The following is a 25,395-nucleotide window of genomic DNA, read 5'->3' as shown; positions in this document are numbered from 1 at the left end:
CGCCAACGGCTATTCGGTGCTGCGTCGTGGGGTGGTTCATGTGTAAAAGCCACTGATGCGGGGGGGGCGGGGACGGTGCTCCCACCGCCCCCGCCTCAGTGACTCAGCGCCACAGACCCTTGGTGTCCACCACGGCCTTGCCCTTCAGAGCGGTGGCCGGCAGGGTCTTGAACTCGTCGTGGTCCACGAGCAGCAGGATCACGTCCGCGCGCTCGATGGCGTCCTGGTAGTCCGCGAACTCCACATTCGCCAGGCCTTGCAGACCCTTCGGCAGCTCGGAGACATTCGGCTCCACGGCCAGGACCGTCGCGTGGCTCACGTGCTCGGCCAAGTCCTTGGTGATGTTCATGGCCGGGGATTCACGCAGGTCGTCGATGTTGGCCTTGAACGCGAGGCCCAGGGCTGCGATCACCGGGGACTCCACGTGGGAGCAGGCTTCCTCTACTTTGGAGATGACCCACTTCGGCTTCCCATCGTTGACCTCGCGGGCGGTACGGATGAGGTTGGAGTTCTCCCGGTCCGCGGCCACGATGAACCACGGGTCCACCGCGATGCAGTGCCCGCCCACGCCGGGGCCCGGCTGCAAGATGTTCACGCGCGGGTGGTGGTTGGCCAGCTCGATGAGCTCCCACACGTCGATGCCCAACGTGTCCGCGATCAGGGACAGCTCGTTCGCGAACGCGATGTTCACGTCCCGGAACGAGTTCTCCGTGAGCTTGGACAACTCCGCCGTGACGTCGTCCGTGGCGAGCAGTTCACCCTGGCAGAAGGACGCGTAGACCTCCTTGGCGCGGCGCGCGGCCTCGGGGGTGCTGCCGCCGATGATGCGGTCGTTGCTGATGAGTTCCTCGAGCGCCTTGCCCGGCAGGATGCGCTCGGGGCAATATGCGAAGTACACCACGGGCTTGCCGTCTTCCCCGTCCAGGGACAGGTCAGGGCGCAGCTCCATGATCTTGCGGGCCAGGGTCTGCGTGGTGCGTGGCGGGGAGGTGGATTCGAGGATCACGGTCTCGTCCCCGCGCAGCTGCGGAGCGATGGATTCGGCCGCGGAGAGGATGTAGGACAGGTCGCCCTCGTAGTTCTCCTTGAACGGGGTGGGCACCGCGATCACGAACGCGTCACCGTGCTGCATCTCGGTCGTCGCGGTGAGCTGGCCGCTGTCGATCGCCTTCTTGAGCTGCTCCTCCAGCCCCGGCTCCACGATCGTGACCTCGCCGCGCTGGATCCGCTCCACCGCGGAGGCGTTCACGTCCACGCCGTGGACCCGCACCCCGTGATTCGCCATGACCACCGCGGTGGGTAGACCGATGTACCCCAGCCCCACGAACACGACTTCCAACGGCTCACTCATTGACGCACCTCACCACGCGTTTGCTGGTTCGTTCCGATTGACCGGAACTTCCATTCATTTTCAACGTAAACATGCAGAATCCTTAGGATCATATCGTCACGTGACGGGTGCTGTCCCCGAACATGACGACACGTCCCGAGGCCAGCGCAGCGGCGTCGGACACTTGCCACGTGTGGCTGTCCGAGCCGCGGAACTGGACGAAATTGAAGCGGTCCGCCGAGTAGATGACGTAGCCGGCTTCGCGCACCGCGGCCAGGAAGGACGTGTCCTCCCCCGTGCTGCGCCGCTGGAACGGAATCTGCCGGAAGACCTCGCGGTAGCCCGTGATCGTGGGCCCCATGACGAAGTCCGTGTATCGGTGCTCTCGGTGTGGGAAGCGCACCAGGGTGGCGTCCTGGGACTCCACGTACATGTAGTGCCCCTGCTTGCCCACCACGTCCGCGTTCGCATAGCGCAGGGCGTCCAGGAGGTCGGCGAGGTAGCGCGGGGCGTAGCAGTCGTCGTCGTCCATCTTGGACAGCACGTCCCCGGTGGCGCGCTCGACCGCGAGGTTGAGGCACTCCCCCAGCGTGAGGGACGCGTCCGCGGCCACGGTGGTCACGCGCTGGATCCCGCAGTCCTCGACGACGCGCTGGACGTCCCGCGCCCGCGGGTCGAAGCCGTGGGCCACGAGCACCACGTCCAGCTCCACGTCCACCTGGGCCGCGATCCCGCGCAGGGCGTCCGGGAGTCGATGCGGGCGGTTGGTGCACAGCAACACGGTGACGCTGGGCCGGGTGCGGGCGACGGCGAGCTGCGGGACGGCGCGTTCCACGATCGTCTCCACGCGGTGCGTGTAGGTGTGCTGCGCCCAGATCTCGCGCTGCGCGCGGTGTACCATGCGATCTGCCAGTTCCGGGCTGCGCACGAGGGCACGGATGACGTCCGCGGCGTGCTCGCGGTCCGCAACAACGGACAGTTGGTCGTGGGAGAAATACCGTCGCACGGCCTCGGACGGTGTGGAGACCACGGGAGTGCCGCACGCGGTGATCTCGAAGATCCTCCGCGCGCACATGGACGGGGAATCCACGACCGAGTTCACGTTGAGGAAGACCCGGTACGCCTTGTAGGCGGTGAGCATCTGGTCGTAACCCAGCGAGCCCACCACATGCTGGTCCAGGGGCTCGGGGAACTGGTAGCGCTCGTCCTGGCCCAGGTAGCGGGAGAAGATCTCGAGCCCCCTGTCAAGTTTCGCCGAGGCATCATGTGCGCCGCCGAGCAGCACGTCCATCTGCTCGCGCCGCTCGGGGAACTTGTGGGCGAAGTACATCCCCCCGAAGGCCACGTCCCGCTCGTGGAACCCGTGCCGGGGCCGCGCGGGGTTGTGCACGGCGGGTTGCGCGGCGAAGGGCAGCACCCCCACGCGCTCGTGTCCCAGGTCCCGGAGGTAGTCGGGGATCTTGTTGACGTCCGTGGTGAACACGGTGTCGAACAGTCGCGCGCACTCCAGGAAGTCGTCGTAATGCGGCGGGTCCTCCTTGTTCCAGAACACCGTAGGGATCCCCTGCTCGCGGCAGTGGGCCACGAGCTCGCGCATCGACTCCTTCACGCCCGAGGTCCCGGTGAGTTGGTACTGCCACTCGTCCGCGTTGCCGTGCCACGCGGACTCCACGAACAGCAGGTCCACGGGCTGCGCAGCCAGTTCGGCGCGCCAGTTCCGCCGTGTGAGCGCCACCTGGTGCCACTCGTAGTGGAAGGCACGCAAGGAGAAGTCGTCCAGGATCACCGCGGCGGTGAGGTCCCCGCGCACCGGTTCGCGCTCGGGCCACTCCTGCGCCGCGAACGAGACCGTGCGCTGCGCGCCGTCGTTCCCGGCGGAGGCGGCGTCGCGGCCGGCTCCGGTGACGACGGCGCTCGCGGACGGTCCCGCGGGCAGTCCCGCCCGGCGCCGGTAGGTCCGCCACTGGGACACCCCGCCGTGGCGCAGGTGCCACAACTGGGTGCGCAGATCACCGGTCAGCAAGCGGGGACTCACGCGTGCACCTCCCGCAGTTCGGTGCGCACGAGCCGATCCATCAGCTCGAACTTACGTTTGTGGGCGGCCAGGTTGTTGCCGGCGGCGAGCTGCTTCATGAACTGCTCGTACTCCTCCGTGACGGTCTCGGGGTCCCCGTCCATGAGTGTGTCCCCCTGGTCCAGCCACACCACCCGGGTGCACATCTCCCGTACCTCGTTCATCGAGTGGGACACGAACAGCACACACCCGGCTTGTTCGCGGATCTGGGCCATGCGGGCCTGCCCGCGTTCGCGGAACTGGGCGTCCCCGGTGGACAGAGCCTCGTCCAGGATGAGGATGTGCGGGTCTGTGGCGGTGGCCACGGCGAACCGCAAGCGCGCGGCCATCCCGGAGGAGTATGCCTTCATGGGCCAGTGGATGGCTTTGCCCAGCGCAGCTACCTCCACGAGCTCGGGCAACAATTCGTCCACCCGGCGCGGGTGCATACCCTGCGCCAGGCACCCCAGGCGGATGTTCTTCTCCCCGGACAGCGCCGGCACCAAGGAGACGTTGACCCCCAGTTTCACAGGGGTGTCCACTGAGTAGACCCGCCCCGACGTAGGATTTATCTGCCCGGCCACGATGTTCATGAGCGTGGACTTCCCGGACCCGTTGCGCCCGATGAACCCCACGAACTCGCCCTGGTGCACCGCGAGCGTGACGTCGTGGACGGCCAGGTTACGCACGATCGGGGGCCGCCCGAGCGCTCGCCGGGCCCATCGCACCGGCGCGGAGACCGGGACCTCGTCCCCACCGCCCGTGGACGTGACGTTGTAGATCATGCTCACGTGGTCGATCACCACGGCGGGCCCGGCGCCGGGTTCCCGCGCAGGTGCGGGAGCGCCGTCGCCGGGGGCGGGCACACCGCTGAGGCGCTGCGCGGAAACGCCCGACATACCCGGGGCGTGCGACGTGACGTCGTCGTGCCTAGCGTTCATCCGCGTAGCTCTCCTCGTTGCGCCAGAACACCAGGAACCCCACGATCAGGATCCCGAGGGATGCCGTGACCAACACGGCCCACGAGGACCAGCTGGGAACCTGCGCGCGCAGCACCAGATCGCGGCTGATGTAGAGCACCTGGTACAGGGGGTTGAAGTGGAACAGGGCCAGAATGCGCTCGTCGTCCACGAAGCGCGAGGGGTCGTAGAAGATCCCGGAGGCGTACATCCACAGCCGCATGAAGAAGGACAGGATGTTGGAGACGTCCGGGATCCGGTGCACCGCCGGGGCCAGGAGCATGCCCAGACCCCAGTTGAAGATCGTCTGCAGCACGAACACCGGGATGAGCAACAGCCACGTCCACGAGATCGGCTCCAGGGGCGGGACGAGCAGCAGGAACACCAGGATGGCTCCGAGCGCGTAGAGCTGGGTCAGAGCGTCCCGGACCACGATGGACAGCGTGAGCGCGGCACGCGGGAACATGAACCCGCGCACGAGCGCTTTGGCGGAGGTCATGGAGCGGGAGACCGAGACCACGGAGCGGGAACTGTACATGAACATCGTGAGTCCGAGCACGATGAACGCGACGAAGTTGTCGATGCCGCGTCCAGTGCGCAGCAGCAGCCCGAAGATGAGATAGAACGTAAAGCCCAGTAGCAGTGGGTTGAGCACGATCCACGCCTTGCCCAGCAGGGTGTGGTCCTGGCTCACGGCCAGGCGGACACGGGCGTCGTAGAGGATGAAGTGACGGGAGCCCCACAGGTCCTTGAGGTATTTGCGCAGCGGCGGGCGGGCGCCCACGGCGTGCATCGCGGTGGGGTCGAAGGTCTCGACGGTGCGGTCCTCCGGTTGCCCGAGTCCCCCGCTGACCTGGGCGGTGTTGCTAGTCATGCTCCGGTCTCCTCGGGGGGGGGGTAGATCGCTGTCCGGGGGACGTCTTCATTCAATTCACCATACCGCGTGGAGGCCTGCTGGGCGATCACCCGCCACGTCCTGTGTGCGACCACCCAGTCCCGTCCGGCGTTCGCGAGGCGTTCGCGGCGCTCGGGGTCCCGGGCCAGGCCGAACAGTGTCTCGGCAAGGGTGTCCGGGTCCTCGGGCGGTGTGAGCAGCCCGGTCTCGTCGTGGCGCACGCTCTCGCGCAGGGCGGGCAGATCACTTGCGACCACGGCGGTGCGCGCAGCCATGGCCTCGACCGGCTTCAGGGGGGTCACCGCGCGGGTCACGGAGCGGTCCTTGCGCGGGATCACAAAAACGTCCAGGGCCGCGGTGTACTGCGGTGCGAGGGCTCGGTCCACGCGGCCGGTGAAGGTCACGACGTCTTGGAGACCGAGCTCGCGGGCCAGCCGCTGCAGGGTGGGGCGGGCCACGCCGTCCCCCACCACGAGCACCGCCAGGGACGGTATGTGCGGGCGCAGTTGGGCCGCGGCGCGCAACAGGTCATCAATGCCCTCGTAGTCCACCACGGAGGTCACGGTGCCGATCAGGAACGTCTCCTGGGCGAGGCCCAGGGCGGCGCGGGCGTCGTGTCGGGAGGGTGCGTTCTCCACGAGGGCCCCGCCCACGGCGTTGGGTGCCAGGTCCACGCGTAGGGGGTTTTCGGAGGCGGATGCCGGTGTAGGCAGCTCCTCGAGTCGCCGGGCCATTTCCATGCCCAGCGTCACGGTGCGGTCCGCGGTGGTCACGGCCCACGCCTCGCGAGCCTGGAAGCGCTCGTAGCGCTCGGATGTGAGGGCCTCCGGCGGGCGGGTCGCGGCCCACGTGTCCGCGAGGAGTCCGCGAACCTCGTAGACCCACGGGATACCCAAAGCCTGGGCCACCGCGTGTACGGCCAACGCGTTGACATAGTGGCTCGTGGTGTGCAGGACAGCGGGCCGCGTGCGCAGCGCGAGCTCCAGCAGCGCGTGCGCGTGTTGCTGCACACGTCCCGTGGCGGTCGCGGACAGCCGCCGCGGGAGCACGCGGTGGTACGGGATGCCGTCCACGACGTCGGTGTGGCGGGCGAGCACCTTGCCCACCTGCACGGGGTACCCCGGGCGGGTCATGGCGTGGACGTCCCACCCCTCGTCCCGCAGTGCGGTGAGGTACGAGTGCGAGCGCTGCGCGTAGCCGCTCGCAGTGTGCGGCAGGGAGTTGGTCACGGCGTAGAGCACGGTGCGGTCCCTGGGCCGGTAATCGCGTACAGGTTCCAGCCGCGGGAAGAAGTCGCCCAGCAGATCCCGCTCGGCGGCCAGGCGGCGCGCGAGGGCTCGTTCACCGCGGGTGGCCCGCCGGAGGGCCTCGGCGTCGCCCAGCACCTCCACGGCGCGGTCCACGTTGCCGTGGTACCACTCGAGGCGCGCGCGGGTCGCAGCCGCTCCCGGATGGTCGGCGGGGAGTGCGGCGAGCAAGCTCGCGGTGAGGCCGGTGTCCCCCATGCTCAGGGCCACTTCCGCGCCGCCGCGTAACGACGCCGCTGTGTCCCCGTTCCTGCTCCCCCGCGCCAGGGAGCTCAGCGCCGTTCTCGGCCGCGGCGGGCCCGGACGCGTCTGGTCCGGCCCTGCATGTTCCCGGTGCTCGTGACCCGGGTCCTGCGTCGTGAGCTCCGAATCCCCTGCAGAGGCGAGGGCGCGGGAGAGGGCGGCGCGAGCGGCGTCGTCGTCCCCCAGGACATGCAGGGCGGTGGCCCGGGCGGCGAGACAACGCGGGCCGGGGACCCGTGAGAGGACGTGGGCCGCGGGGGCGACCCAGCGCCGCGGCAACCGGCGGGAGACCTGCAACCAGAAGACCACGGGGTCGTCGGTGACGTGCTGGCCGATCGTGCGAGCCGTGAGCCACGCGTTGACCGCGAGTTCACGGGACCGTTCGCGCCGCCGTGAGCTCATGAGGCCATCCGCTCGACGCCCCCGCGGCTCGCGTCCGCGACGCCCTGGCGTCGAGAGGCGTGGTCGGTATCAGGGGTGCCGGAATCCGCCTCGGCGGCGGGACGACCCTGCGCAGCGCCGCCGTCGGCCGTACGGGCGGTGAACGGCGACTCGCGCGAACCCGCCCCCGCGACGCCGCGCGTGACGGCACGCAGCAGCCTGCCCAGGCGGGGCAGCACGCCCTGACCGCACACGCGGGAATACTCGCGGACGGTGGCGCGCAGGTGCTGATCGTACTGCACGGACAGGTCCGCGTAGTCCGCGTTGTGCCGCACCCATTCCCGGCCGGACCCACTGGGGACCAGCCGCGAACGGTCGGCCTCGAGCGCGCGCCACAGCGCGGCGATCCGCTCGGGATCGGAGGCCACGATGTCCCCCTCGCCCGCGTCGGTGAGCACGTGGGCGGCCTCGCCGCGAACGACCGCGGTGATGTGCCGGCCCACGGCGAGCACCTCGTAGGTCTTGGAGGGGATGGTGTCCTCGAACGACTTCCAGTCGTCACGCAGGGAGATCACGACCGAATCCGCGTCGCGATAACGCTCGAACACGCGCTCGCGGTACTCCGGGGGCAGGAACTCCACGTTGGCGCCGAGCCGGCGCGCCAGCTGCTGCAGTGCGGGCTTGCGGCTGCCGTGACCCACGAGTGTGAGACGGACCGAGTCCCCGGCCAGGTGGGCGGCGCGGATGAGCCGGTCCAGGGACTGGGACTCGCCGTGGTTGCCCAGGTACAGCACCCGCAGCCCGCGCCGTCGTGCCGGAGGAGGGGGCAGCTGCGGTGTGCGCTCCAGGAGGATGCCGTTGCGCACCGTGACCACGTTGTGCACCCCTCGTTCGCGCAGGGTGCGCGCGAAGCCCTGGGTCACCGTGACCACGAGGTCCGCGCGGTTCTGCACGTACACCACGGCGCGGTTGACCACGGACTTGGACCCGCCGCGCACCAGGGAGGCGTCCTCGGCCAGGTTGGGCCACGCGTCCCGCATCTCCACGACCAGGGGGATCCCCTTGACGCGCGCCACGAGCAACGCGGACGCCAGCAACGGTAACGACGGCGCCGTGACCACCACGATGTTTTGGCGGCCCGTGAACAGCCCGCGCGCCACGGACGCGGCCGCGCTCACGAGCTGGTCCAGCAACTTCCCGGCACGATTGTCCCCGAGGAACACGTAGGGCACCCGGTAGATGTGTTCACCCAGGAACCCCGCCTGCCGCCGCCACGCCCGACCGCGCGTCTGCGTCGAGTAGTCCGGGCCCGCCCCGTAGTGCGCCACGGGACACACCACGGACACGGTCCACCCCCGCTCCCGCAGGTGGCTCACGAGCGAGTACCACCGCCGCTGGGGCGGCGAGTGCTCGGGCCAGTAGGAACTGGCCATGAGCAGCACCCTCAACGGAGGCTGCTCACCCGGTGAGGTACCGGTTGCGGGGGGTTGTGTGCGGTTCATGGGCCTCTCGCGGGGGGTCACGAGTCGGGATGGGGGGTGGTCGAGCGGTTACTGGCCTTGTTGGTCCAGGGACGTGGCGTACTGGTCCAGGGTGCCGTCGGAGATGGCCTTGCCGATCCGTTGCATGGCGTCGGTGTCCGCGACGATGATCGACTGGCCGTCCGCGGAGGTGCCCACGCCGTTGTTGGGCACCGTGAACATGTGGATGTCACTGCTGCTCAGGCCCGCGAGCTTGGGGGCCTGTTGGGCGATCCACCCGGAGGTGAGGCCGTCACTCACGGTCAGGTACGGGGAGATCTCCTTGACCACCTCGTTGAGTTTCAGCGGATTGGTCAGGGTGCCGGCGCTGACAAGCTTGTTGATCATGGCCTGCAGGTACGCGCGCTGATTGCGCACCCGCTGGTAGTCACCGTCCGAGAACGCATAGCGCTCCCGCACGAACGCGAGCGCCTGTTCCCCGCTCAGCTCCTGGGGCCCGGCCTCGAAGCGGTGTCCGTCCTGGGAGGTGAAGGCCTCGGGGACGTTGACCGTTACCCCGCCCAGGGCGTTGGTGAGGCCCTCGAAGCCCGCGAAGTCCACGAGCGCGACCTCGTCCACGCGGGTCCCGAAGTTCTGCTCGATGGTCTCGACCATGAGCGGCATCCCGCCGTGGTCCAGGGCGGCGTTGATCTTGGACTCCCCCGCCCCGGGGATGTCCACCCACGTGTCGCGCATGATGGACATGACGTACATCTGCCCCCCGTCCTCGGGGATGTGCAGCAGCATGATGGAGTCCGCGCGGGAGCCGGTGACGTTGGGGTCCACACCGTCGGGGCGCTTGTCCGAACCCAGGAGCAACACGGTGGTGCCGGCGTCCTGGGCGGAGCCCTTGGCCGGGCGGGCCGACTCCTCGGGGAACGCCGATTCCAGGGTCGAGGCCCCACGATCGAAGTTGCGACCCAGGTTCCACACGAACAGACCGGCGACCACGCCCACGACCAGCAGGAGGGCCAGCACCGTGAGCAGGATGTTGCGTCCGGTGTGTTTTCCGCGCGGGCGGGACTGTTCTTCGTCGAACTCGAACTGGTTCATGGACACGTGGCACTCCGTGGGTGGGGGGTCGGAATCGAGCGACACTCACCGGACAACGCTGCCGCCACGGCGACGCTGGGGATCACGTCCCCCGGGGGGGCGGGCCGTCGGTCAGCGAAGCCGTTGATTGCTATCGCACATAGTACCTACGGCACGCGGTGAATCCATCCCTCGGTCCCGAATTTGTGCTCCACCAGCTCCCGGGCGGCGGCGAGTTCGCTGTCTGAGACCTTACCAACACCGGCCGAGTAGCGTTGCGTGAACGTGCGGGTCAGCGCCGAGATCACGTCCCGGCGGGCCAGCCCCGTCTGGCGTCGCAACGGGTCCACGCGCTTCTTCGCGGAGCGGGTGCCCTTGTCCGAGAGCTTCTCCTTGCCGATGCGCAACACGTCCGTCATCTTCTCGGCGTCGATGTCGTAACTCATGGTCACGTGATGCACCATCCCGCCGTTGGCGAAGCGCTTCTGCGCCGCTCCCCCGATCTTGCCCTGGGGCGTGGCGATGTCGTTGAGTGGTACATAGAACGCCTCGACCCCCAGGTCCGCGAAGGCCTGCATGACCCACGCGTCCAGGAACGGGTAGGAATCCGCGAAACTTATCCCGTCCACCAGGGTCTGCGGCACGTACAGCGAGTACGTGATGCAGTTACCGGCCTCCATGAACATGGCCCCACCCCCGGAGACCCGGCGTACCACCTGTATCCCGTGACGCGCGGCCCCCTCCGGGTCCACCTCGTTGCGCACGGACTGGAACGATCCGATTACCACGGCGGGCTCGTCCCAGTCCCAGATCCGCAGCGTGGGATGGCGGTGTCCCGCGCCCACCTCCTTGGCGAGAACCTCGTCCAGTGCGAGGTTCTCGAGGGTGGGGCGCACCTGCGCGGGGATCACCTCCCACGCGTGATCGGACCAGCTCGTGGCCCGGGCCAGCGCTCGGCGCACCGCGATCACCACGGCGCGCGCGTCGAAGCCGAACAGCACGGCGTTGCGCGGCACGGCCGCCTCGATCCGCTCGACCATGTCCTGCGGCGACGTATCCTCGGCCAGACCGGTCAGGGCCGCATTGATGTCCGCGAGCGCCTCGTCCGGTTCCAGGAAGAAGTCCCCGTTGATGGACACGTTCTCCAGGTGTCCGTCCGTGACGTCGAAGTCCGCGACCACCATTTTCCCGCCGGGGACCTTGTACTCCCCGTGTGCGCTCGTCGTGTTCATTCACTGACCTCCGCTGCGTGTGGTGGCCCGGGGCACCCCCGGTGTGACCTGCGGGGCGGGGGTCCCGTCCCCGGAGGGCGACGCGGTGGCGCTCGGCCGGGCCGTGGCGTGTTCCGTCTCGATGGTAAGCACCGTGGTGGTGCCGGCGGGCAGCGAGACCGCGAACGACGTCGCTCCCGGCAGTACTCCCGCGACCTCGGGTCGGTCGGCGGGCGGGGTGATGGGCAGGCCGTAGCCGTCCACGCTCACCGCGCCGTCGGCCGAGGAGCGTAGCGCGTTCTCCACGCTCAGGTGCACGCGCGGGTCCGCGGGGTACGACGACGCCGCCCCCGGTGCGGCGTCGTCCGTCGCCTGCTCCCCGGCTGTAGCGCCGTCGGGTGAGCCCGGGGCGTCCGTGGCGTCGCTCACCGGGGCGGTGGCGCGCCACGAGCCGCCGCGCAACTGGGACTGAGTGACGCGCTGCACCGGCCCGGGCGTGGTGACCGTGGTGGTGCGGGGGCCCGCGGTGGCCGGGTCCCGGAAGTCGGAGAGCACGAGCGAGGTGCTCCCGTCCGCGTGGGTCACCGCGAACGCCGTGAGGTCCTCGGACCCGGTGCGCGCCGGAGTCATGGTGCCCTGCGGAATGCTCGCGATCAACGCGAGCGCGAGGCCGTTGGCGCGCAGCCCGAAGCGTTCGCCGGGCGAGCCCACGGTGCCGTCCGAGCACAGCGGGGACATGGGCGGGCCACCGTGGCACGGGCCCAGGGACGAGTGCGCGGTGACCCGTTCCGCGGCGAGCGCCTGGACCCGGACGGAGTAGTCGGCCTGGTAGACGGCGGCGGCCAGGGTCTCCGTGATCTGGTTCCCGCCGGGGCACGAGGACAGCGATGTCTCGGTGATCCACAGCGGTACGCGGTGCTCGTCCGCCACGGAGCGGGCGCGGGAGACCAGGGCGTCCACGCGCTCGCGGGTCTGCGGGGCCACCGCGTTGGTCACCGTGGGCTTCTGCCGGGTCCACCGCGTCCCGCACTCGGAGAGTGGGTATTGGTGCAGTGCGAGCGCGAAGGGAGCCGTGCCCGGGGCCCCGGCGGCGACTTCCCACCACGGATCGGAATAGGCCCCCGGTGCCACGATGCGCAGGTGCGGAACCTTCCGGTGCACCGCGCGGGCGTAGGCGGTGAGTTGACGAGCGTAGACCGTCCGGTTCCACTCCGGTCCCTTGACGTTGAGGGGATCGTCCGAGCCCCGGTGAAACCCGTTGGGCTCGTTACCGATCATCAGCCCCACGAGCCGGTCCCCGAACGCCGCACGCGCGTGTGCGGCCAGATCCGCTGCCCGGTCCGGGTCGTAGCGGGCCAGGTTGGCGCTCAGGATCACGGACGTCCCCGTGCGGTGCGCGAGTGCCGCGACGCGTTCCAGGTCCGCCGGGGTGACCTTCGTGATCTTCTCCTCCTTGGCAAGGGGCCAATTGGTGGGGATCGGTTCGTCGGTCGAGGTGAAGAAGAAGCGCCGGTCCGTGGAGTTGCCACCGAAGCGCAGGGTCGGTTCATGGAGGGACTGCAGGATCGAGATGAGGTCGTGATTGTCCTCCCCCAACCGAGGGTCCGCCAGGTCCGTGGACTCCAAGGACAGCCCCACGGAACCGTGCCGGTAGTCCTCGTCCCCGGGGCTCGTCCGGCCCAGCGTCACCCGCGCGGTGGGATCATCCTTGCGGGGTGCACTGCCCGGATAGGTCTCGGGGAGGTCCCGGGCGGCCGCCACGAGGCCCGGGTCCACGGCATGCAACGGCGCATTGCGGACCACCCCGGGAACGGGTCCGGTGGGCTCGGGTGCGGGCTTTGCGGACGGGTCGGGCTGCGGTCCCGCGCAGGCGGTCGCGCACAATAGGACGGTGCTCAGGACGGCGAGCGCGCGGCGTCGTACCGGGAGCGTGCGGTGTGGGAGGGACGATGTGCTCGGCCCGGAGAGCGCGGGGGTCTGCGACGAACGGGACGGATCGGGTGACGGTGCGGTGCGCCCGGGGGTGACGGGAGGGCGGGGGGAGGTCCTCACGGGCCCAGCGTACCGGGATGCGCGCGGCCCGGATCGACTGTGCGTCGCCACGGGCGTATCATGGTGCGTTGGTGTGCCCACGTTCGGGTGCGCCGCATCCGAGCAACGCCGTGCCTGGCAAAATCCAGACACCTACAGAAGGTTGACACCATGAAGGCTGACATTCACCCGGATTACCACCCGGTCCTGTTCCGCGATCTCGCGTCCGGCAAGGTCGTGCTGACCCGTTCCACCGCCACCTCCCCCAAGACGGAGACGTGGGAGGACGGCAACGAGTACCCCATCATTGAGGTCGAGATCTCCTCCGAGTCACACCCGTTCTACACCGGCAAGCAGCGCATCATGGACTCCGCTGGCCGTGTGGAGCGCTTCAACCAGCGGTTCGCGAACTTCGGGAAGTCCGGCAAGTAAGTCCGACTTCTCCCCCTGACGCCCGGTCCACCCTTCGGTGGGCCGGGCGTTGTCGTGTGCGGGCACGTGGGGACATGAAACATGCAATCGTCATCAAAATGTGATCTCTCCCCTAGGATGGTCGAGGCTCTATCCCCCCAGGTTCCGGTGCTCCCCCCCTCTTTCGTGCCGGGACCACCGAAAGGTCTCCCCCACCTATGAGTTCTACACACCTGCACTCCCCCCTGCCCCCCGCCACCACTCCTCCGTCGGTTGGTTCCATGGGCGCCCTGGTGCGCCGCGCGGTCCTGCCTCTCGCCGTCACCGCCGCATTGGCACTGACCGCACAACCCGCCGTGGCCGCACCCACCAACCCGGCCGCCGGCCCGGATGCCCCCGCCGCCACGGTGCCCTCCGACCCGCCCACCGAATCCGATCGCGTGATCGTGAAGTTCCGCGACACGGCGGCCCCGGAGGCCGCCAAAGAGAAGGTCGTAGACACCGCCGCCCAGCAGGCACTGGGTGACACCAAGACCCCCGAGGTCGAGGAACACGTCAAGCAGACCACCACGCGAGCGGACGTCATCAAACTGGACCGCGAGTTGGACGAGTCCGAGCAGAAGGACCTCGTGCGCGAGATCCAGGCCAACCCCGCCGTCGAATACGCGGAAGCGGACCGGCTCGCCTCCGCGTCCTGGGTGCCCAACGACACCTATACCCAGTTCCAGTGGAGCCTGCTCCCCCAGCAGGGCGGCGTGAACTTCCCCGCCGCGTGGGACATGTCCCGCGGCAACGGACAGACCATCGCCGTGCTGGACACCGGGATCACCCCGCACGGGGACCTGGACTCCAAGGTGGTGCCCGGACGGGACTTCATCAACGACACGAACCTCTCCCGAGACTACGACCTGCGTGACGCCAACCCCCGCGACGAGGGCGACTGGAGTGCTCCCGGCGAGTGCTCCGCTGGAGCCCGCAACTCCTCGTGGCACGGGACCCACGTGGCCGGTCTCGCCGCCGGTGTGACCCACAACGGTGCGGGGATCAGCGGCGCGGCACCCGGCGCCAAGATCCTCCCCGTGCGCGTGCTCGGCAAGTGCACCAACGGGTGGGTCTCGGACATCGCGGACGGCATCTCGTGGTCCGCGGGTGCTCCCGTGGCCGGACAGCCGGCCAACCGCAATCCCGCGTCCGTGATTAACCTGTCCCTGAACTACCCGGGCCAGTGCGGCACCACGATGCAAAACGCGATCAACACCGCGGTCAGCCGTAAGGTCCCCGTGGTCGTGGCCGCAGGCAACAGCTCGGTCAACGCCGGTGGCACGGCTCCCGCCAACTGCGCGAACACCATCGTGGTGGGCGCCTCGGACACCACGGGCTACACCGCCGGCTACTCCAACACCGGCGCGGTCGTGGACATCCTGGCCCCGGGCGGAACCGTCGCCAACCCCATGCTCTCCACGTTCAACTCCGGCACCACGGTCCCGGGTGCTCCTACTTACGGCAACCTCTACGGGACCTCGATGGCCACCCCGCTGGTCTCCGGCACCGTGGCGCTCATGAAGCAGCGGGACCCCGGGATCACCCCTGCGCGGATCGAGCAGCTGCTGACCTCCACCGCGAGCGGCCCGCTGGGTTCGCTCAACCTGGACCCCGCCGCCGCCGTGCGCGCCGTCACGCCTCGCACCACCGTCCAGGCGTCCTACACCGCCGCGGGTGGGATCGGTTCCAAGTGGCGTGCCACCGGTGGCGCCGCCAAGTGGGGCAACCCCGTGATGAACGAGGCCAACGCCGCCAACGGTGGTCGCTACCAGGAGTTCGTGAAGAACGGACGCAAGACCACCATTTACTGGAGCCGCTCCACGGGCGCCTACGTGGTGGAGAACCCCACGGCCATCGGTTCCAGGTTCATCGCCGCCGGCCGCGAGCGCGGTTACGGGTACCCCAGCTCGGACGAGCGCCGGGTCCCCGGCGGCGCCTACCAGCTCTTCCGCAACGGGTCCTCGCTCACCAAGGTGCTGTGGACCCCCGCCACGGGCCCTCATGCCGTGAAGGAGACCGGCGGGATCGGTGGCGCGTGGAAGCGCGCGGGCTTCGAACGCGGATGGGGTTGGCCCGTCACGGATGAGTACCGCAGCGGCGGCGAGGTGCTCCAGCGCTTCTCCAACGGCGTGACCGCCCACTGGACCCCCCAGCGCGGCGTGTGGACCACCCGCTGACCCTACCCCCGGTCGCCCCTCCCACGTGAGGGACATCGACAACGCCGCAGGGCGGTTCCCTTCCCGGGGAACCGCCCTGCGGTCATTCCCAGCCCGTATCCGCCGACGGCTCAGGGTCACCCCGACGCAGGGGCACCCCCACGCCCCGCGCCACTCCCAGCCACCCCCGCGCCGTCCAGCAACTCCGAGGCACTCCGAGGCCACGAAAGACCCCCGCGAATGGCCTCGGGGTGCCCAGAAACTCGTGGGTGGCCTTAGGATGCCTGGACGTTCATGGGTGGGCATGCGGTGCGGGGCAACGAGATGGTCCAGGGTGGCACCCGGACGAAATCGCGGCGGTCACCCTCGCGGGCGGGTCTCCCAGAACGCCACCGCGCTCGCCGCGGCCACGTTGAGCGAGTCCACGCCGTGGCTCATGGGGATGATCACGTGCCGCTCGGCGTGATGCAGCGTGGCCGCGCTCAGCCCCTGGCCCTCGGTCCCGAGGATCAACGCCAACTTCTCCGGGTGCTCGGCCGCGAGCTCGTCCACCGTGACGGCGTCGTCGGACAGGGCGAGGGCCGCCGTGAGGAACCCCGCGTCTTTCACTTCCTGCAGATCCGCGGTCCAGTGCTCCAGGCGCACCCACGGGACCTGGAACACGGTTCCCATGGACACGCGCACCGCGCGGCGGTACAAGGGGTCCGCACAGCGCGGGGTGACCAGAACGGCGTCGACGTCCAGGGCCGCGGCGGAACGGAAGATCGCGCCCACATTGGTGTGGTCCACGATGTCCTCGAGGATCGCCACGCGCCGTGACCGTGCGAGGACCTCGGTGAGCTCGAGGGGCTCGGGGCGCTGCATGGCCGCGATCGCGCCGCGATGCAGGTGGAACCCCGTGATGCGCTCGAGCACGTCATCGGAGCCCACGTACACGGGCACGTCGTAGCGTTCGAGCACGTCGCGCAGCCCCTCGAGCCACTTCTCGGTCATGAAGAACGAGCGCGGTCGGTGGCCGGCGTCGAGCGCTCTCCGCAGCACCTTGGACGATTCCGCGAGGTAGAGCCCGCGCTCGGGTTCCAGCCGACGCCGCAGGGCCACGTCCGTGAGGCTCGTGTAGTCGGCCACGCGCGGGTCCGCGGGGTCGGTCAGCGGGACGATGCGTTCGGACAGGGGCGCGGGAGTGCTCACGGACATCCTGGGAATCGGAGGAACAAGGCTTTGAACGGACTGGGTTTCGGAAGAACGGGACCCGTCGGACGACAGGAGGGGGGACGAGGAAGGGTCAGAACAACTGGGAAACCATGTTGATCAGCGCCACGAGACCGAGGACCACGATCACGGCGCGCAGCGCCACCGGGGACAGCCGCTTACCGATCTTGGCGCCCAGCCACGACCCCAGAGTGGAGCTCAGGGCGATGAACACCACGACCCACCAGTTGATCCGGTCGAATGCGAGCAGCACGTAGGACACCGCCGCCACGATGTTCACCGCCGCGACCAGGGCGTTCTTGACCGCGTTCGCTGATTGCAGCGGGGCCAGCAGGAACACACCCAGGATGCCCACGAGCAACACGCCCTGCGCGGCCACGAAGTACCCGCCGTAGATGCCCGCGAAGAACACGAGCACGTACAACATCAGGGGCTGCGGGGACCGGTCCACGGCCTCGGTGCCCGTGGCCGCCTCCCCCGCCTGCGGGGCATCCAGGCCGCCGGCCGCGGCGTCCCGGGCCTGACGTTCCTTGCGCTCGCGGACCTTGGCCTGGAGCGTGGGTTGGAACACCACGAATAGCAGCGCGACCACGATCAGCACGGGCGCGGCCACACCGAAGACTTCCTCGGGCAGGTGCAGCAGCAGGGAAGCGCCGATCACACCGCCCAGGATCGAGCACGGCAGCAGTTTCAACAGCGTGCGGGTCAGCCCACGCAGTTCACTGCGGTAGCTCCACGCGCCGGTGAGGTTACCGGCGATCAGCCCCATGGCGTTGGACATGGACGCCGTGACCGGGGGAACCCCCATGGTCACGAGCACCGGGAACGTCACGAGCGTGCCGGACCCCACGATGGTGTTGATCGTCCCGGCCCATAACCCGGCCACGAGGATCAGCAGCACCTGCCACCACTCGAAGCCCACGGTCCCGCCGGAACCGAAGAACTCCGTGGGGACCATGGCGGAGGACAGTGTCAGCATGGAGGCGGATCAGCGGGCGAACGCCGCGTAACGATCGGCCACGCGCACGAGCTTGAGGGGCATGTCGAAGGTGTGGGAGAGATTCTTCTGCGTCATCACCTGCGCCACCGGACCGGCTGCCACGATGGCACCCTCACGCAGCAACAGCGCGTGGGTGAACCCGTCCGGGACCTCCTCGAGGTGGTGGGTCACCATGACCGTGGCCGGGGCGGCCTCGTCCCGGGCGAGTTCATCGAGGCGCTGCACGAGCTTCTCGCGGCCACCCACATCCAGACCGGCGGCGGGTTCGTCGAGCAACAACAGTTCGGGGTCGGTCATCAGGGCGCGGGCGATCAGAACACGCTTGCGCTCGCCCTCGGACAAGGTGCCGTACGTGCGCTCGCGCAGGGCCCCCAAGCCCCAGGCCTCGAGCAGTTCCGCACTGCGCTGGACGTCGGCGTCGTCGTACTCCTCGCGCCAGCGCCCCGTGACGCCGTAGGCCGCGGTGAGCACCACGTTGGCCACGGTCTCCGCATGCGGGATCTGACCGGCCAGGGGTGCGGAGCTCACACCGATCCGCGGGCGCAGCTCGAAGACGTCCACCGCGCCGAGGATCTCGTCGAGGATGTCCACCATGCCGCGCGTGGGGTGCAACCGGGCGGCGGCGATCGACAACAGCGTGGACTTACCCGCGCCGTTGGGGCCCAGGATGACCCACCGTTCCCCGTCCCGCACGGTCCAGTTCACGCCGTCCAACAGGGTCTTCTCGCCGCGGACCACCGTGACGTCCACCAGATCAAGCACTGAACTCATGACGGCAACTCTAGTGCCCCGCGCGCGCCGGTTCGCGGTCCGGCGCTCCGTGGCAGCCCGGCTCGGTCACAGATCCAGGAAGAACCGCAGGGCGTCCAGGTTGGGGATGCTCACCTGGGTGTCCGCGACCTCCCGCAGCGCGGGCTTGGCCCGGTACGCCACGGACAGCCCGGCTGCGCGGGCCATGTCGATGTCGTTGGCGCCGTCCCCCACGGCCATGACGTCCTCCGGTGCCACGCCCAATTCCTGGGCCCATTGCCCCATGACCTCCGCTTTCATGGCGCGGTCCACGATGCGCCCGGCCACGCGTCCCGTGAGCACGCCGTCCTGGATCTCGAGCTCGTTGGCGGCCGCGCGGGTGAGTTCCAGGTGCGCCGCGAGCGGGTCCAGCACCTGGCTGAAGCCGCCCGAGACCGCGGCCACCGCGTGTCCCTCGCGCAGCAGGGTCTGCACGAGCACCTTGGCTCCGGGTGAGAGCCGTACGGCGGCAGCGACGTCGTCGATCGCCGAGGCGGGCAGTCCCTCCAGGACGGCCACGCGCTCGCGCAGGGACGCCGCGAAGTCGATCTCACCGCGCATCGCGCGTTCCGTGACCGCGGCGACCTCCGCCTCGCGGCCCACGTGGGCGGCGAGCAGTTCGATGACCTCCTGGCGGATGAGCGTGGAATCCACGTCCAGCACCACGAGCTTCTTGCGGGACTGGTCGAACCAGGTGTGCGGCACCACGTTGAGGTCGATCCCCGGCAGCAACTGCCGCTGCGGGTCCGGTTGCAAGGCGCGGCGCAACTGCTGCGGGTCCTCGGTCTGCACGCGCACGGTCAGGGCGTTGTAGCCCTCCACGTCCGCAGCCTGCCCGTCCGACGCGGTCCCCGTGACCCGCACCCAGTTGTGCGTCTCGACCACGGCACCGGCACGTTCCACGGCGTCGAGGACGGCTTCGGTGGCACCGTCCTCCGGGGACACGGCCAGGGCGACGACAGCACAGTTCTGGGACATGGTCGCAGTTTATCGGCCCCGCGGAAGCGCGCACAAAGAAGGCACCGGCACGACGCCGCTCGGCCCGTTCCCGGGCCGCGGGCACGTAAGCCGTGCGGCGTTAGGAAGGCTTAGCGCGGCGTCGTCGGCAGGGCGCGGTGCTTCCCGGGGGTGCCCACGCGCGAGGGCCACCACGAGCGGGGGCCGATGTCCAGGGCCAGGGCGGGCACCAGCAGCGAGCGCACGATGATCGTGTCCATGAGCACGCCGATCGTCACGATGATGGCCAGCTGCACCAGGAACAGGATGGGCAGCACGGCCAGCGCGGCGAACGTCGCGGCCAGCACGATGCCCGCGGAGGTGATGACCCCGCCGGTGGTGATGAGTCCGGCCAGCACGCCCTTGCGGTGGCCCGCGGTGACGACTTCCTCGCGCACGCGGCTCATGAGGAAGATGTTGTAGTCGATCCCCAGCGCCACGAGGAACACGAAGCTGAACAGTGGCACGGTGGGGTCTGCCTGGTTGATGTCCATGAGGTGGAATACCAGGGTGGCCACGCCGAGCGCGGAGACGAAGGACAGGACGGTGGTGGCGATCAACAGCACGGGCATCAGGATGCTGCGCAGCAACACCATGAGGATGAGCAGGATCACCGCCAGGATGATGGGGATGATCAGCGCGCGGTCACGTTCGGACGCGGCGATCGTGTCCACCTGCACGGCTGTGGTCCCGCCGATCTTCGAGCCGGGGGTGATCCCGGCGAGATCGTCGCGTAAGCGGGTGACCGTGGCCTGGGCCTCCTCGGAGTCGGACGCGTAGGTGAGGGTCGCCTGGATCAGCACGTCCCCGTTGCTCACGGTGGGTTCCGCGTTCGCCAGGGGTCCGCCCTGCGGCGTGGGATACGGCAGGGTCCCGTTTGGGGAGTCCTGGGCGGTGAACGCGACGGACGCGACGTCGTCGTCCTGGGACAACCGCTCGGCAACCGCCTGGGCGTCCTCCTGCGGGGCCAGGACGTACACGGGATCCCCCGCGCCGCCCGGGAAGTGACGCTCGATGACCGCCAGACCGTCGCGGGCCTCGGACTCCCCCAGCACGAATTCGGACTGCGGGACGCCGTCCGCGTCGAGCTGGCTCGCGCCCACGGCGGCGGCGCCCAGCACGACGGCGCACGCGAGCCATACCGCGCGCGACCTCCGGTCCACGAGGCGCGCCACGGAGGGCCACAGCCCCTTGTGGTCGTAGGGGTTCATGGCCTGCTCGTGGGTCTCGGGGTTCTCGTCCACGCGCGGCATCTTGGGCCACAGGGCCACCCGACCGAACAGGGCGAGCAGCGCCGGCAGCAGCGTGAGACCGGCGAGGATCGCGAAGACCACGCCCATGGCGGTGGCCGGGCCCACGCCGCGGTTGGAGGTCAGGGCGGAGAACAGCAGGCACAACAGACCCGCGATGACCGTGGTCCCGGACGCCAGCACGGCGGGCACGGTGCCCTTCCAGGCCATACGGGTCGCGGTCCAGCGCGACGGCGTGTGGTGCAGGGCCTCGCGGAACCGCGCGGTGTAGAGCAGCCCGTAGTCGGTGGCCGCACCGATCACCACGATCGACATGATCCCCTGCGTCTGCCCGCTGAGATCGATCCAGCCCTGCTGGGCCAGGAAGTAGACGGTGATGATCGCCCCGCACAGCGCGCCCACGCTCGTGAGCAACACTAGGAACGGCAACAGCGGCGAGCGGTAGACGATCACCAGGATCACGAGCACTGCCACGAGGGCCACGATCAGCAGCAGCCCGTCGATACCCGCGAACGCCGCCGAGAGGTCCGCCACGAGTCCCGCCGGACCGGTCACGGCCACCGACAGTCCCTCGGGGGTGTCCTCGGCCAGTCGCTCGCGCAGGTGTTCGACCACGGTGCCGGTGTCCGCCTCCGAGCTCACCAGGGCGATGATCTCCACGGCCTTGCCGTCCTCGCTCGGGATGGGCGGGGAGACCTCCAGGACGTCCTGGATCTCACCCAGGGCCTGCGTGTTCGTCCCGATCGCGCGTAGTTGCCGCGGCGTGATCTCGTTCTCGGACTCCATGACCACGATGGCCGGCACACCGTCCGAGTCCTGGAACTCTCCGAGCCGGTCCTGTACCTGTGTGGCCTGCGAGTCCACGGGCAGGAAGTCCGTCTGCGAGTTGGACACCACGTCCGAGAGCTTGCCGAACGTGGGTCCGCCCACGCCCATGACCCCCAGCCACGCAAGCACGAGCACCACGGGGATCAGCCGGCGCACCCACCCCGGCCGCTTTCCGCCCGCGTCCGGTCCGGCGCTCTTGGTGTCCTCCGCGTGCTCGGGGACGGGGCGGGTGGGGCTACTGGGCATGTCTCACCTGTGGGGTCTCGGCGCGGGGGTGGTCACCGGTCGTGCCCCCGCGGGGTCGACTCCGATGACGCTGCGCTGCGGGCAGCTGCTCCCATCGTAGGGGTTACACCCGTCACCTTCGCGGTCATCGGGGGCCACAAACACGCGCCCGTGGATGCTGGTCGTACAGTGGGTGCCCGTGGCCACCCGTTTCCAGCCCGAGCCCTCCCCGGACGACTCCTCGGCCGGGGAGGCGTCGAGCGCATCCTCCGGCCCGGACGACGGCGACTCGATGAGCAGCTGGGTCACGTGGGCCCGTAACGCCGCACTGATCCTGGTGCTCGTGCTCATGGTGTGGCTCGCGTTCACCGTGCACCTGCCGAGCCAGGCCGAACTCGAGGCCACGATTGAGGGCTACGGCTGGGCTGGCTGGCTCGTGTTCATCCTCATCTACGCGATCGTGGCGATGACCCCGATCCCCGTGACGATCATGGCGGTCACGGCCGGCGTGCTCTTCGGTGCGACCCTGGGCAGCGTGTTCTCCGTCGTGGCCGCGCTGATCGGCGGCTGGGGTGGCTATTGGCTCGCGCGGGGACTCGGGAAGCAGACGACCCGCAAGATAATGGGCAAGCACGCGGACACCGTGGAGAACTACCTCGCCGGGGCGGGCTTCGAGGCTGTGGCCACGCTGCGATTGGCCCCCGGGATCCCCTATTGGCCGGTCAATTACGGATGCGGTGCGTTGGGAATCCCCCAGAGCGTGTTCCTCTCCGCGAGTGCCCTGACCGTGATCCCCGGACAGGTGGCCCTCGTGGGGCTGGGGGCGCTGGCCACGGATCCCACGTGGGCACACCTGATCGTGTTCGGTGTGGCGTGCCTGGTGAGTGTCGTGGCAACGATCATCGCGTTTCGCCGCTGGCGCTCGGTGGCCGCGCAGAACCGCAGAGGGCACTAGCCGGCGGAGGGCACCGCCGACGCCTGACCGGGTCCGCCCCGGCCCACATACATCTGCGCCCCGATACGGCAGGCTCCACGGCTGATCTGGTGTGGTTTCGGGCCTCAGATGTACTTAGCGCATCCCGCCCCGGGCGTTCGGGCGGGCATGCGAAAAACCCCCGATCCGGAACTCATGTCTCCGGATTGGGGGCTTCCCGAATCGTGTGCGCGAGGGGGGACTTGAACCCCCACCCTCTAATACGAGGACTAGCACCTCAAGCTAGCGCGTCTGCCTATTCCGCCACCCGCGCAGGTGTCCGAACCGCGGCGTTTCCGATCTCCCGGAAACCTTCTCGGCCCGTGGCAACGACAAGAAACCTACCACAGTTGCGCGGTCCGTTCGAACTCGACCGGGGCCGGACCGCGCACTCCGCGGGAGCACGGCCCGGTGCGGGTGCTACCGGCCTGCCTGCGCCAGGAAGTCCTCCGCGCCACCCACGAGTTCCACGTGACCGGTGGGGACGTCCGCAGTGACCATCGCGGCGATCTCCTGGGCGAACTCATTGACGGTGTAGAGCTTCCCGGCGGCCTCGCGGCGCTCATCGAGTGCTCCCGGGCGAGCCCGGTTGAGCAGCGTGGCCGTGACGGTGCCCTCGATCATGTCCGCGGAGACCACCACGAAGCCGATGCCCTTGTCCTGCAGCTCGGGCACGCGAGCCGTCAGGGTGTCTTCCCCGGCGCGCTTGGACTTGGCCACGGCCTCGTACTCGGGCATCGTCTCCACGTCGTTGATGAAGTGTGCCTGGTGGCTCGTGACGAACACCACGCGGCCACCCTGGGGAAGCGTCCGCAGGGCCTCGGTCAGGGTGTCGTTCTGGGCGTCACGGTTCAACCGCAGGGCGTAGTCCTCACCCATCTCGGTCTCCATGCCCCCGGAGGCGTTGAGGATCAGCACGTCCACGCCACCGAACTCGTCCACGGCGGCACGGAACAGACCCGCGCGAGACTCGGCGTCCGTGATGTCCGCCTGCACGGCGATCGCGTGGCCGCCGGCCTCCGTGATCTCCTTGACCACCTTGTTGGCCCGGGGGGCCTTCTGACGGTAGTTGACCACCACGTTGGCGCCCTCACCGGCGAGGATCTTGGCGGTGTCCGCGCCCACGCCTCGCGAGGATCCGGTGATGACCACGGTCTTGCCTGCCACTGAACTCATGCGGTTTCTCCTTCGAGGGGTGCGGGTGCGGGAGTCGGCGGTATTAGTGCCCCAGGCCCAACCCGCCGTCTACGGGGATGATAGCGCCGGAGACGTAGGCCGCGGCGTCGGAGGCAAGGTATTCCACCGCTCCGGCGACCTCTTCCACGTGCCCGAAACGCTGGGCCGGGATCATGGAGAGGTAGTTGTCCTTGACCTCGTCGGAGAGCTCATGGGTCATGGCGGTGTCGATGTAGCCGGGGGCCACCACGTTGGCGGTGATCCCGCGGGAACCGAGTTCGCGGGTGATGGCGCGGGCCATGCCGACCAGGCCGGCCTTGGAGGACGCGTAGTTCACCTGACCCGGCGCGCCCGTGTACCCCACCACGGACGAGATGAAGATGATCCGGCCGTGCTTCAGTCGCATGAACCCCTTGGTCGCGCGCTGCACCACCCGGAACGCGCCGGTGAGGTTGGTGTCGATCACGTCCTGGAAATCGGCGTCCTTCATGCGCACCAACAGGGTGTCCTTGGTGACCCCGGCGTTCGCCACGAGTACCTCCACGGGACCGAACTTCCCCTCGATCTCCCGGAAGGCCGCGTTCACGGAGGCGGTGTCGGTGACGTCCGCCTGCACGGTGTACGCGCCGTCGGGTCCGTCCCCACCGGAGCGCGAGGTGACCACCACGTTGTCCCCGGCGGCGATGAACCGTTCCGCGATCGCGCGGCCGATACCTCGATTGCCTCCGGTGACGAGCACGGTGCGAGCGGCGGAGGACTGGTCAGACATGATGGAACCTTCCGTGGAGGGGCGGGCGCGGCGGGGAAGCCCACCCTCGTATCAAGACCTCACAGCATCCTAACCGGCCTCTGACCGGCGGACATCCCCCGCTTGGGCGCCACACACAACGGTGAGACAATGCTCAGAACGCTCACAGTCAGCCGTGGCAGTGTTGCCCCGCGGGTACACCCCCAGATCGTTCGCCGAAGGACCGGTTCCCATCTCACGTTCCCAGCCGCAGTCGCATGGTTCCACCGAGGTTCATTCGATCACCTCGGCGGCGGATCCGCACACCACCGACATGGCACACCGCATGAAGGTCTATTCCTTCCAGATGGCGCTGCGCGTGGTGTGCATCATCGGAGTGGTGCTGATCGACAACCTGATCGCGCGGATCCTGCTCGTGCTGGGCGCTGCGATCCTGCCGTGGCTCGCGGTCATGATGGCCAACCGCGGCGCGGACCGCTCCGAACGCTCGGGGTCCGCGTACCGCCCGCCCACGCGCACCGAGTTGCCCACGAGCGCCGAGTCGCAGGAGCGGGCACCGGATCCGGAGACCGTGGTCGTGGACGGGGAGTACACCGCCCCGCCCCCGCAGCGCGAACCTGTCTCTTA

At 69.3% G+C, this 25,395-nt stretch carries 20 protein-coding genes and 1 tRNA gene; 4 read left to right on the top strand and 17 right to left on the bottom strand.

Annotation, left to right across the window (positions count from 1 at the left end):
• Window positions 1-103: 103 nt before the first annotated feature.
• The 9 genes from wecC to A5728_RS01100 all read right to left on the bottom strand — a co-directional run bounded on the left by wecC (window position 104) and on the right by A5728_RS01100 (window position 12,983).
• Complete coding sequence (wecC, locus tag A5728_RS01140) at window positions 104-1,351, bottom strand: UDP-N-acetyl-D-mannosamine dehydrogenase (protein WP_064845295.1); 1,248 nt, start codon at window positions 1,349-1,351, stop codon at window positions 104-106.
• An 88-nt stretch (window positions 1,352-1,439) separates the two neighbouring features.
• Window positions 1,440-3,365 carry a glycosyltransferase gene (locus A5728_RS01135; RefSeq protein ID WP_064845294.1) on the bottom strand — a complete coding sequence of 642 codons (1,926 nt, stop codon included), beginning with the start codon at window positions 3,363-3,365 and terminating at the stop codon, window positions 1,440-1,442.
• Entirely contained in the window at window positions 3,362-4,324 is a 963-nt protein-coding gene (locus tag A5728_RS01130) for an ABC transporter ATP-binding protein (protein WP_231885430.1), read from the bottom strand. Before A5728_RS01130 ends, A5728_RS01135 begins: the two co-directional genes overlap by 4 nt.
• Window positions 4,314-5,216 (bottom strand): ABC transporter permease, encoded by a 903-nt coding sequence (locus A5728_RS01125; protein WP_231885429.1) that lies wholly within the window; start codon window positions 5,214-5,216, stop codon window positions 4,314-4,316. The genes A5728_RS01130 and A5728_RS01125 overlap by 11 nt, the downstream gene beginning before the upstream one ends.
• Entirely contained in the window at window positions 5,213-7,189 is a 1,977-nt protein-coding gene (locus tag A5728_RS01120; RefSeq protein WP_064845292.1) for a glycosyltransferase family 4 protein, read from the bottom strand. The genes A5728_RS01125 and A5728_RS01120 overlap by 4 nt, the downstream gene beginning before the upstream one ends.
• Window positions 7,186-8,601: a glycosyltransferase family 4 protein gene (locus tag A5728_RS01115; RefSeq protein ID WP_231885427.1), complete on the bottom strand. Its 1,416-nt coding sequence runs from the start codon at window positions 8,599-8,601 to the stop codon at window positions 7,186-7,188. Before A5728_RS01115 ends, A5728_RS01120 begins: the two co-directional genes overlap by 4 nt.
• Window positions 8,602-8,718: 117 nt before the next feature.
• Complete coding sequence (locus A5728_RS01110) at window positions 8,719-9,741, bottom strand: LCP family protein (RefSeq protein WP_064845302.1); 1,023 nt, start codon at window positions 9,739-9,741, stop codon at window positions 8,719-8,721.
• A gap of 146 nt (window positions 9,742-9,887) precedes the next feature.
• Window positions 9,888-10,952, bottom strand: a complete 1,065-nt coding sequence (locus A5728_RS01105) for a biotin/lipoate A/B protein ligase family protein (protein ID WP_064845291.1) — start codon at window positions 10,950-10,952, stop codon at window positions 9,888-9,890.
• The gene (locus tag A5728_RS01100) at window positions 10,953-12,983 is read right to left on the bottom strand and encodes a hypothetical protein (RefSeq protein ID WP_156523330.1); all 2,031 of its coding nucleotides are present in this window, start codon (window positions 12,981-12,983) and stop codon (window positions 10,953-10,955) included.
• A 150-nt stretch (window positions 12,984-13,133) separates the two neighbouring features.
• Here A5728_RS01100 and A5728_RS01095 point away from each other — a divergent pair, with 150 nt between their 5' ends.
• Window positions 13,134-13,394 (top strand): type B 50S ribosomal protein L31, encoded by a 261-nt coding sequence (locus A5728_RS01095; RefSeq protein ID WP_064845287.1) that lies wholly within the window; start codon window positions 13,134-13,136, stop codon window positions 13,392-13,394.
• Between the two features lie 197 nt (window positions 13,395-13,591).
• A complete protein-coding gene (locus tag A5728_RS01090) occupies window positions 13,592-15,592 on the top strand; it encodes a S8 family serine peptidase (RefSeq protein WP_231885425.1) in 2,001 nt (666 codons plus the stop codon).
• Between the two features lie 339 nt (window positions 15,593-15,931).
• Here the strand turns inward: A5728_RS01090 and A5728_RS01085 are convergent, their stop codons facing one another.
• The 5 genes from A5728_RS01085 to A5728_RS01065 form a co-directional block, all read right to left on the bottom strand.
• Window positions 15,932-16,762, bottom strand: coding sequence for an RNA methyltransferase (locus tag A5728_RS01085; RefSeq protein WP_082943135.1), 831 nt, complete (start codon window positions 16,760-16,762; stop codon window positions 15,932-15,934).
• A 94-nt stretch (window positions 16,763-16,856) separates the two neighbouring features.
• Window positions 16,857-17,762, bottom strand: coding sequence for a sulfite exporter TauE/SafE family protein (locus A5728_RS01080; protein WP_064845284.1), 906 nt, complete (start codon window positions 17,760-17,762; stop codon window positions 16,857-16,859).
• A gap of 9 nt (window positions 17,763-17,771) precedes the next feature.
• Window positions 17,772-18,554: an ABC transporter ATP-binding protein gene (locus A5728_RS01075; protein WP_064845283.1), complete on the bottom strand. Its 783-nt coding sequence runs from the start codon at window positions 18,552-18,554 to the stop codon at window positions 17,772-17,774.
• Between the two features lie 66 nt (window positions 18,555-18,620).
• Window positions 18,621-19,550: a phosphoserine phosphatase SerB gene (gene serB / locus A5728_RS01070; RefSeq protein ID WP_064845282.1), complete on the bottom strand. Its 930-nt coding sequence runs from the start codon at window positions 19,548-19,550 to the stop codon at window positions 18,621-18,623.
• Window positions 19,551-19,660: 110 nt separating this feature from the next.
• Window positions 19,661-21,892: an MMPL family transporter gene (locus A5728_RS01065; protein WP_082943134.1), complete on the bottom strand. Its 2,232-nt coding sequence runs from the start codon at window positions 21,890-21,892 to the stop codon at window positions 19,661-19,663.
• A 178-nt stretch (window positions 21,893-22,070) separates the two neighbouring features.
• On the opposite strand from A5728_RS01065, the gene A5728_RS01060 reads away from it, so the two are divergent.
• Window positions 22,071-22,826, top strand: coding sequence for a TVP38/TMEM64 family protein (locus tag A5728_RS01060; protein WP_231885423.1), 756 nt, complete (start codon window positions 22,071-22,073; stop codon window positions 22,824-22,826).
• 206 nt (window positions 22,827-23,032) lie between these two features.
• Here the strand turns inward: A5728_RS01060 and A5728_RS01055 are convergent.
• The 3 genes from A5728_RS01055 to fabG form a co-directional block, all read right to left on the bottom strand.
• Window positions 23,033-23,118, bottom strand: a tRNA-Leu gene (locus tag A5728_RS01055).
• A 146-nt stretch (window positions 23,119-23,264) separates the two neighbouring features.
• Window positions 23,265-24,020, bottom strand: a complete 756-nt coding sequence (locus A5728_RS01050; RefSeq protein ID WP_064845280.1) for an SDR family oxidoreductase — start codon at window positions 24,018-24,020, stop codon at window positions 23,265-23,267.
• Between the two features lie 43 nt (window positions 24,021-24,063).
• The gene (fabG, locus tag A5728_RS01045) at window positions 24,064-24,789 is read right to left on the bottom strand and encodes a 3-oxoacyl-ACP reductase FabG (RefSeq protein ID WP_064845278.1); all 726 of its coding nucleotides are present in this window, start codon (window positions 24,787-24,789) and stop codon (window positions 24,064-24,066) included.
• Between the two features lie 292 nt (window positions 24,790-25,081).
• On the opposite strand from fabG, the gene A5728_RS01040 reads away from it, so the two are divergent.
• Window positions 25,082-25,395: DUF3099 domain-containing protein (locus tag A5728_RS01040; RefSeq protein ID WP_231885422.1), on the top strand; the 314-nt coding region annotated here is incomplete at its 3' end.

Source organism: Kocuria sp. ICS0012, from assembly GCF_001665945.1.
Classification (GTDB): Bacteria; Actinomycetota; Actinomycetes; order Actinomycetales; family Micrococcaceae; genus Kocuria; species Kocuria marina.
This window is presented reverse-complemented; position numbering and strand designations above follow the sequence as displayed.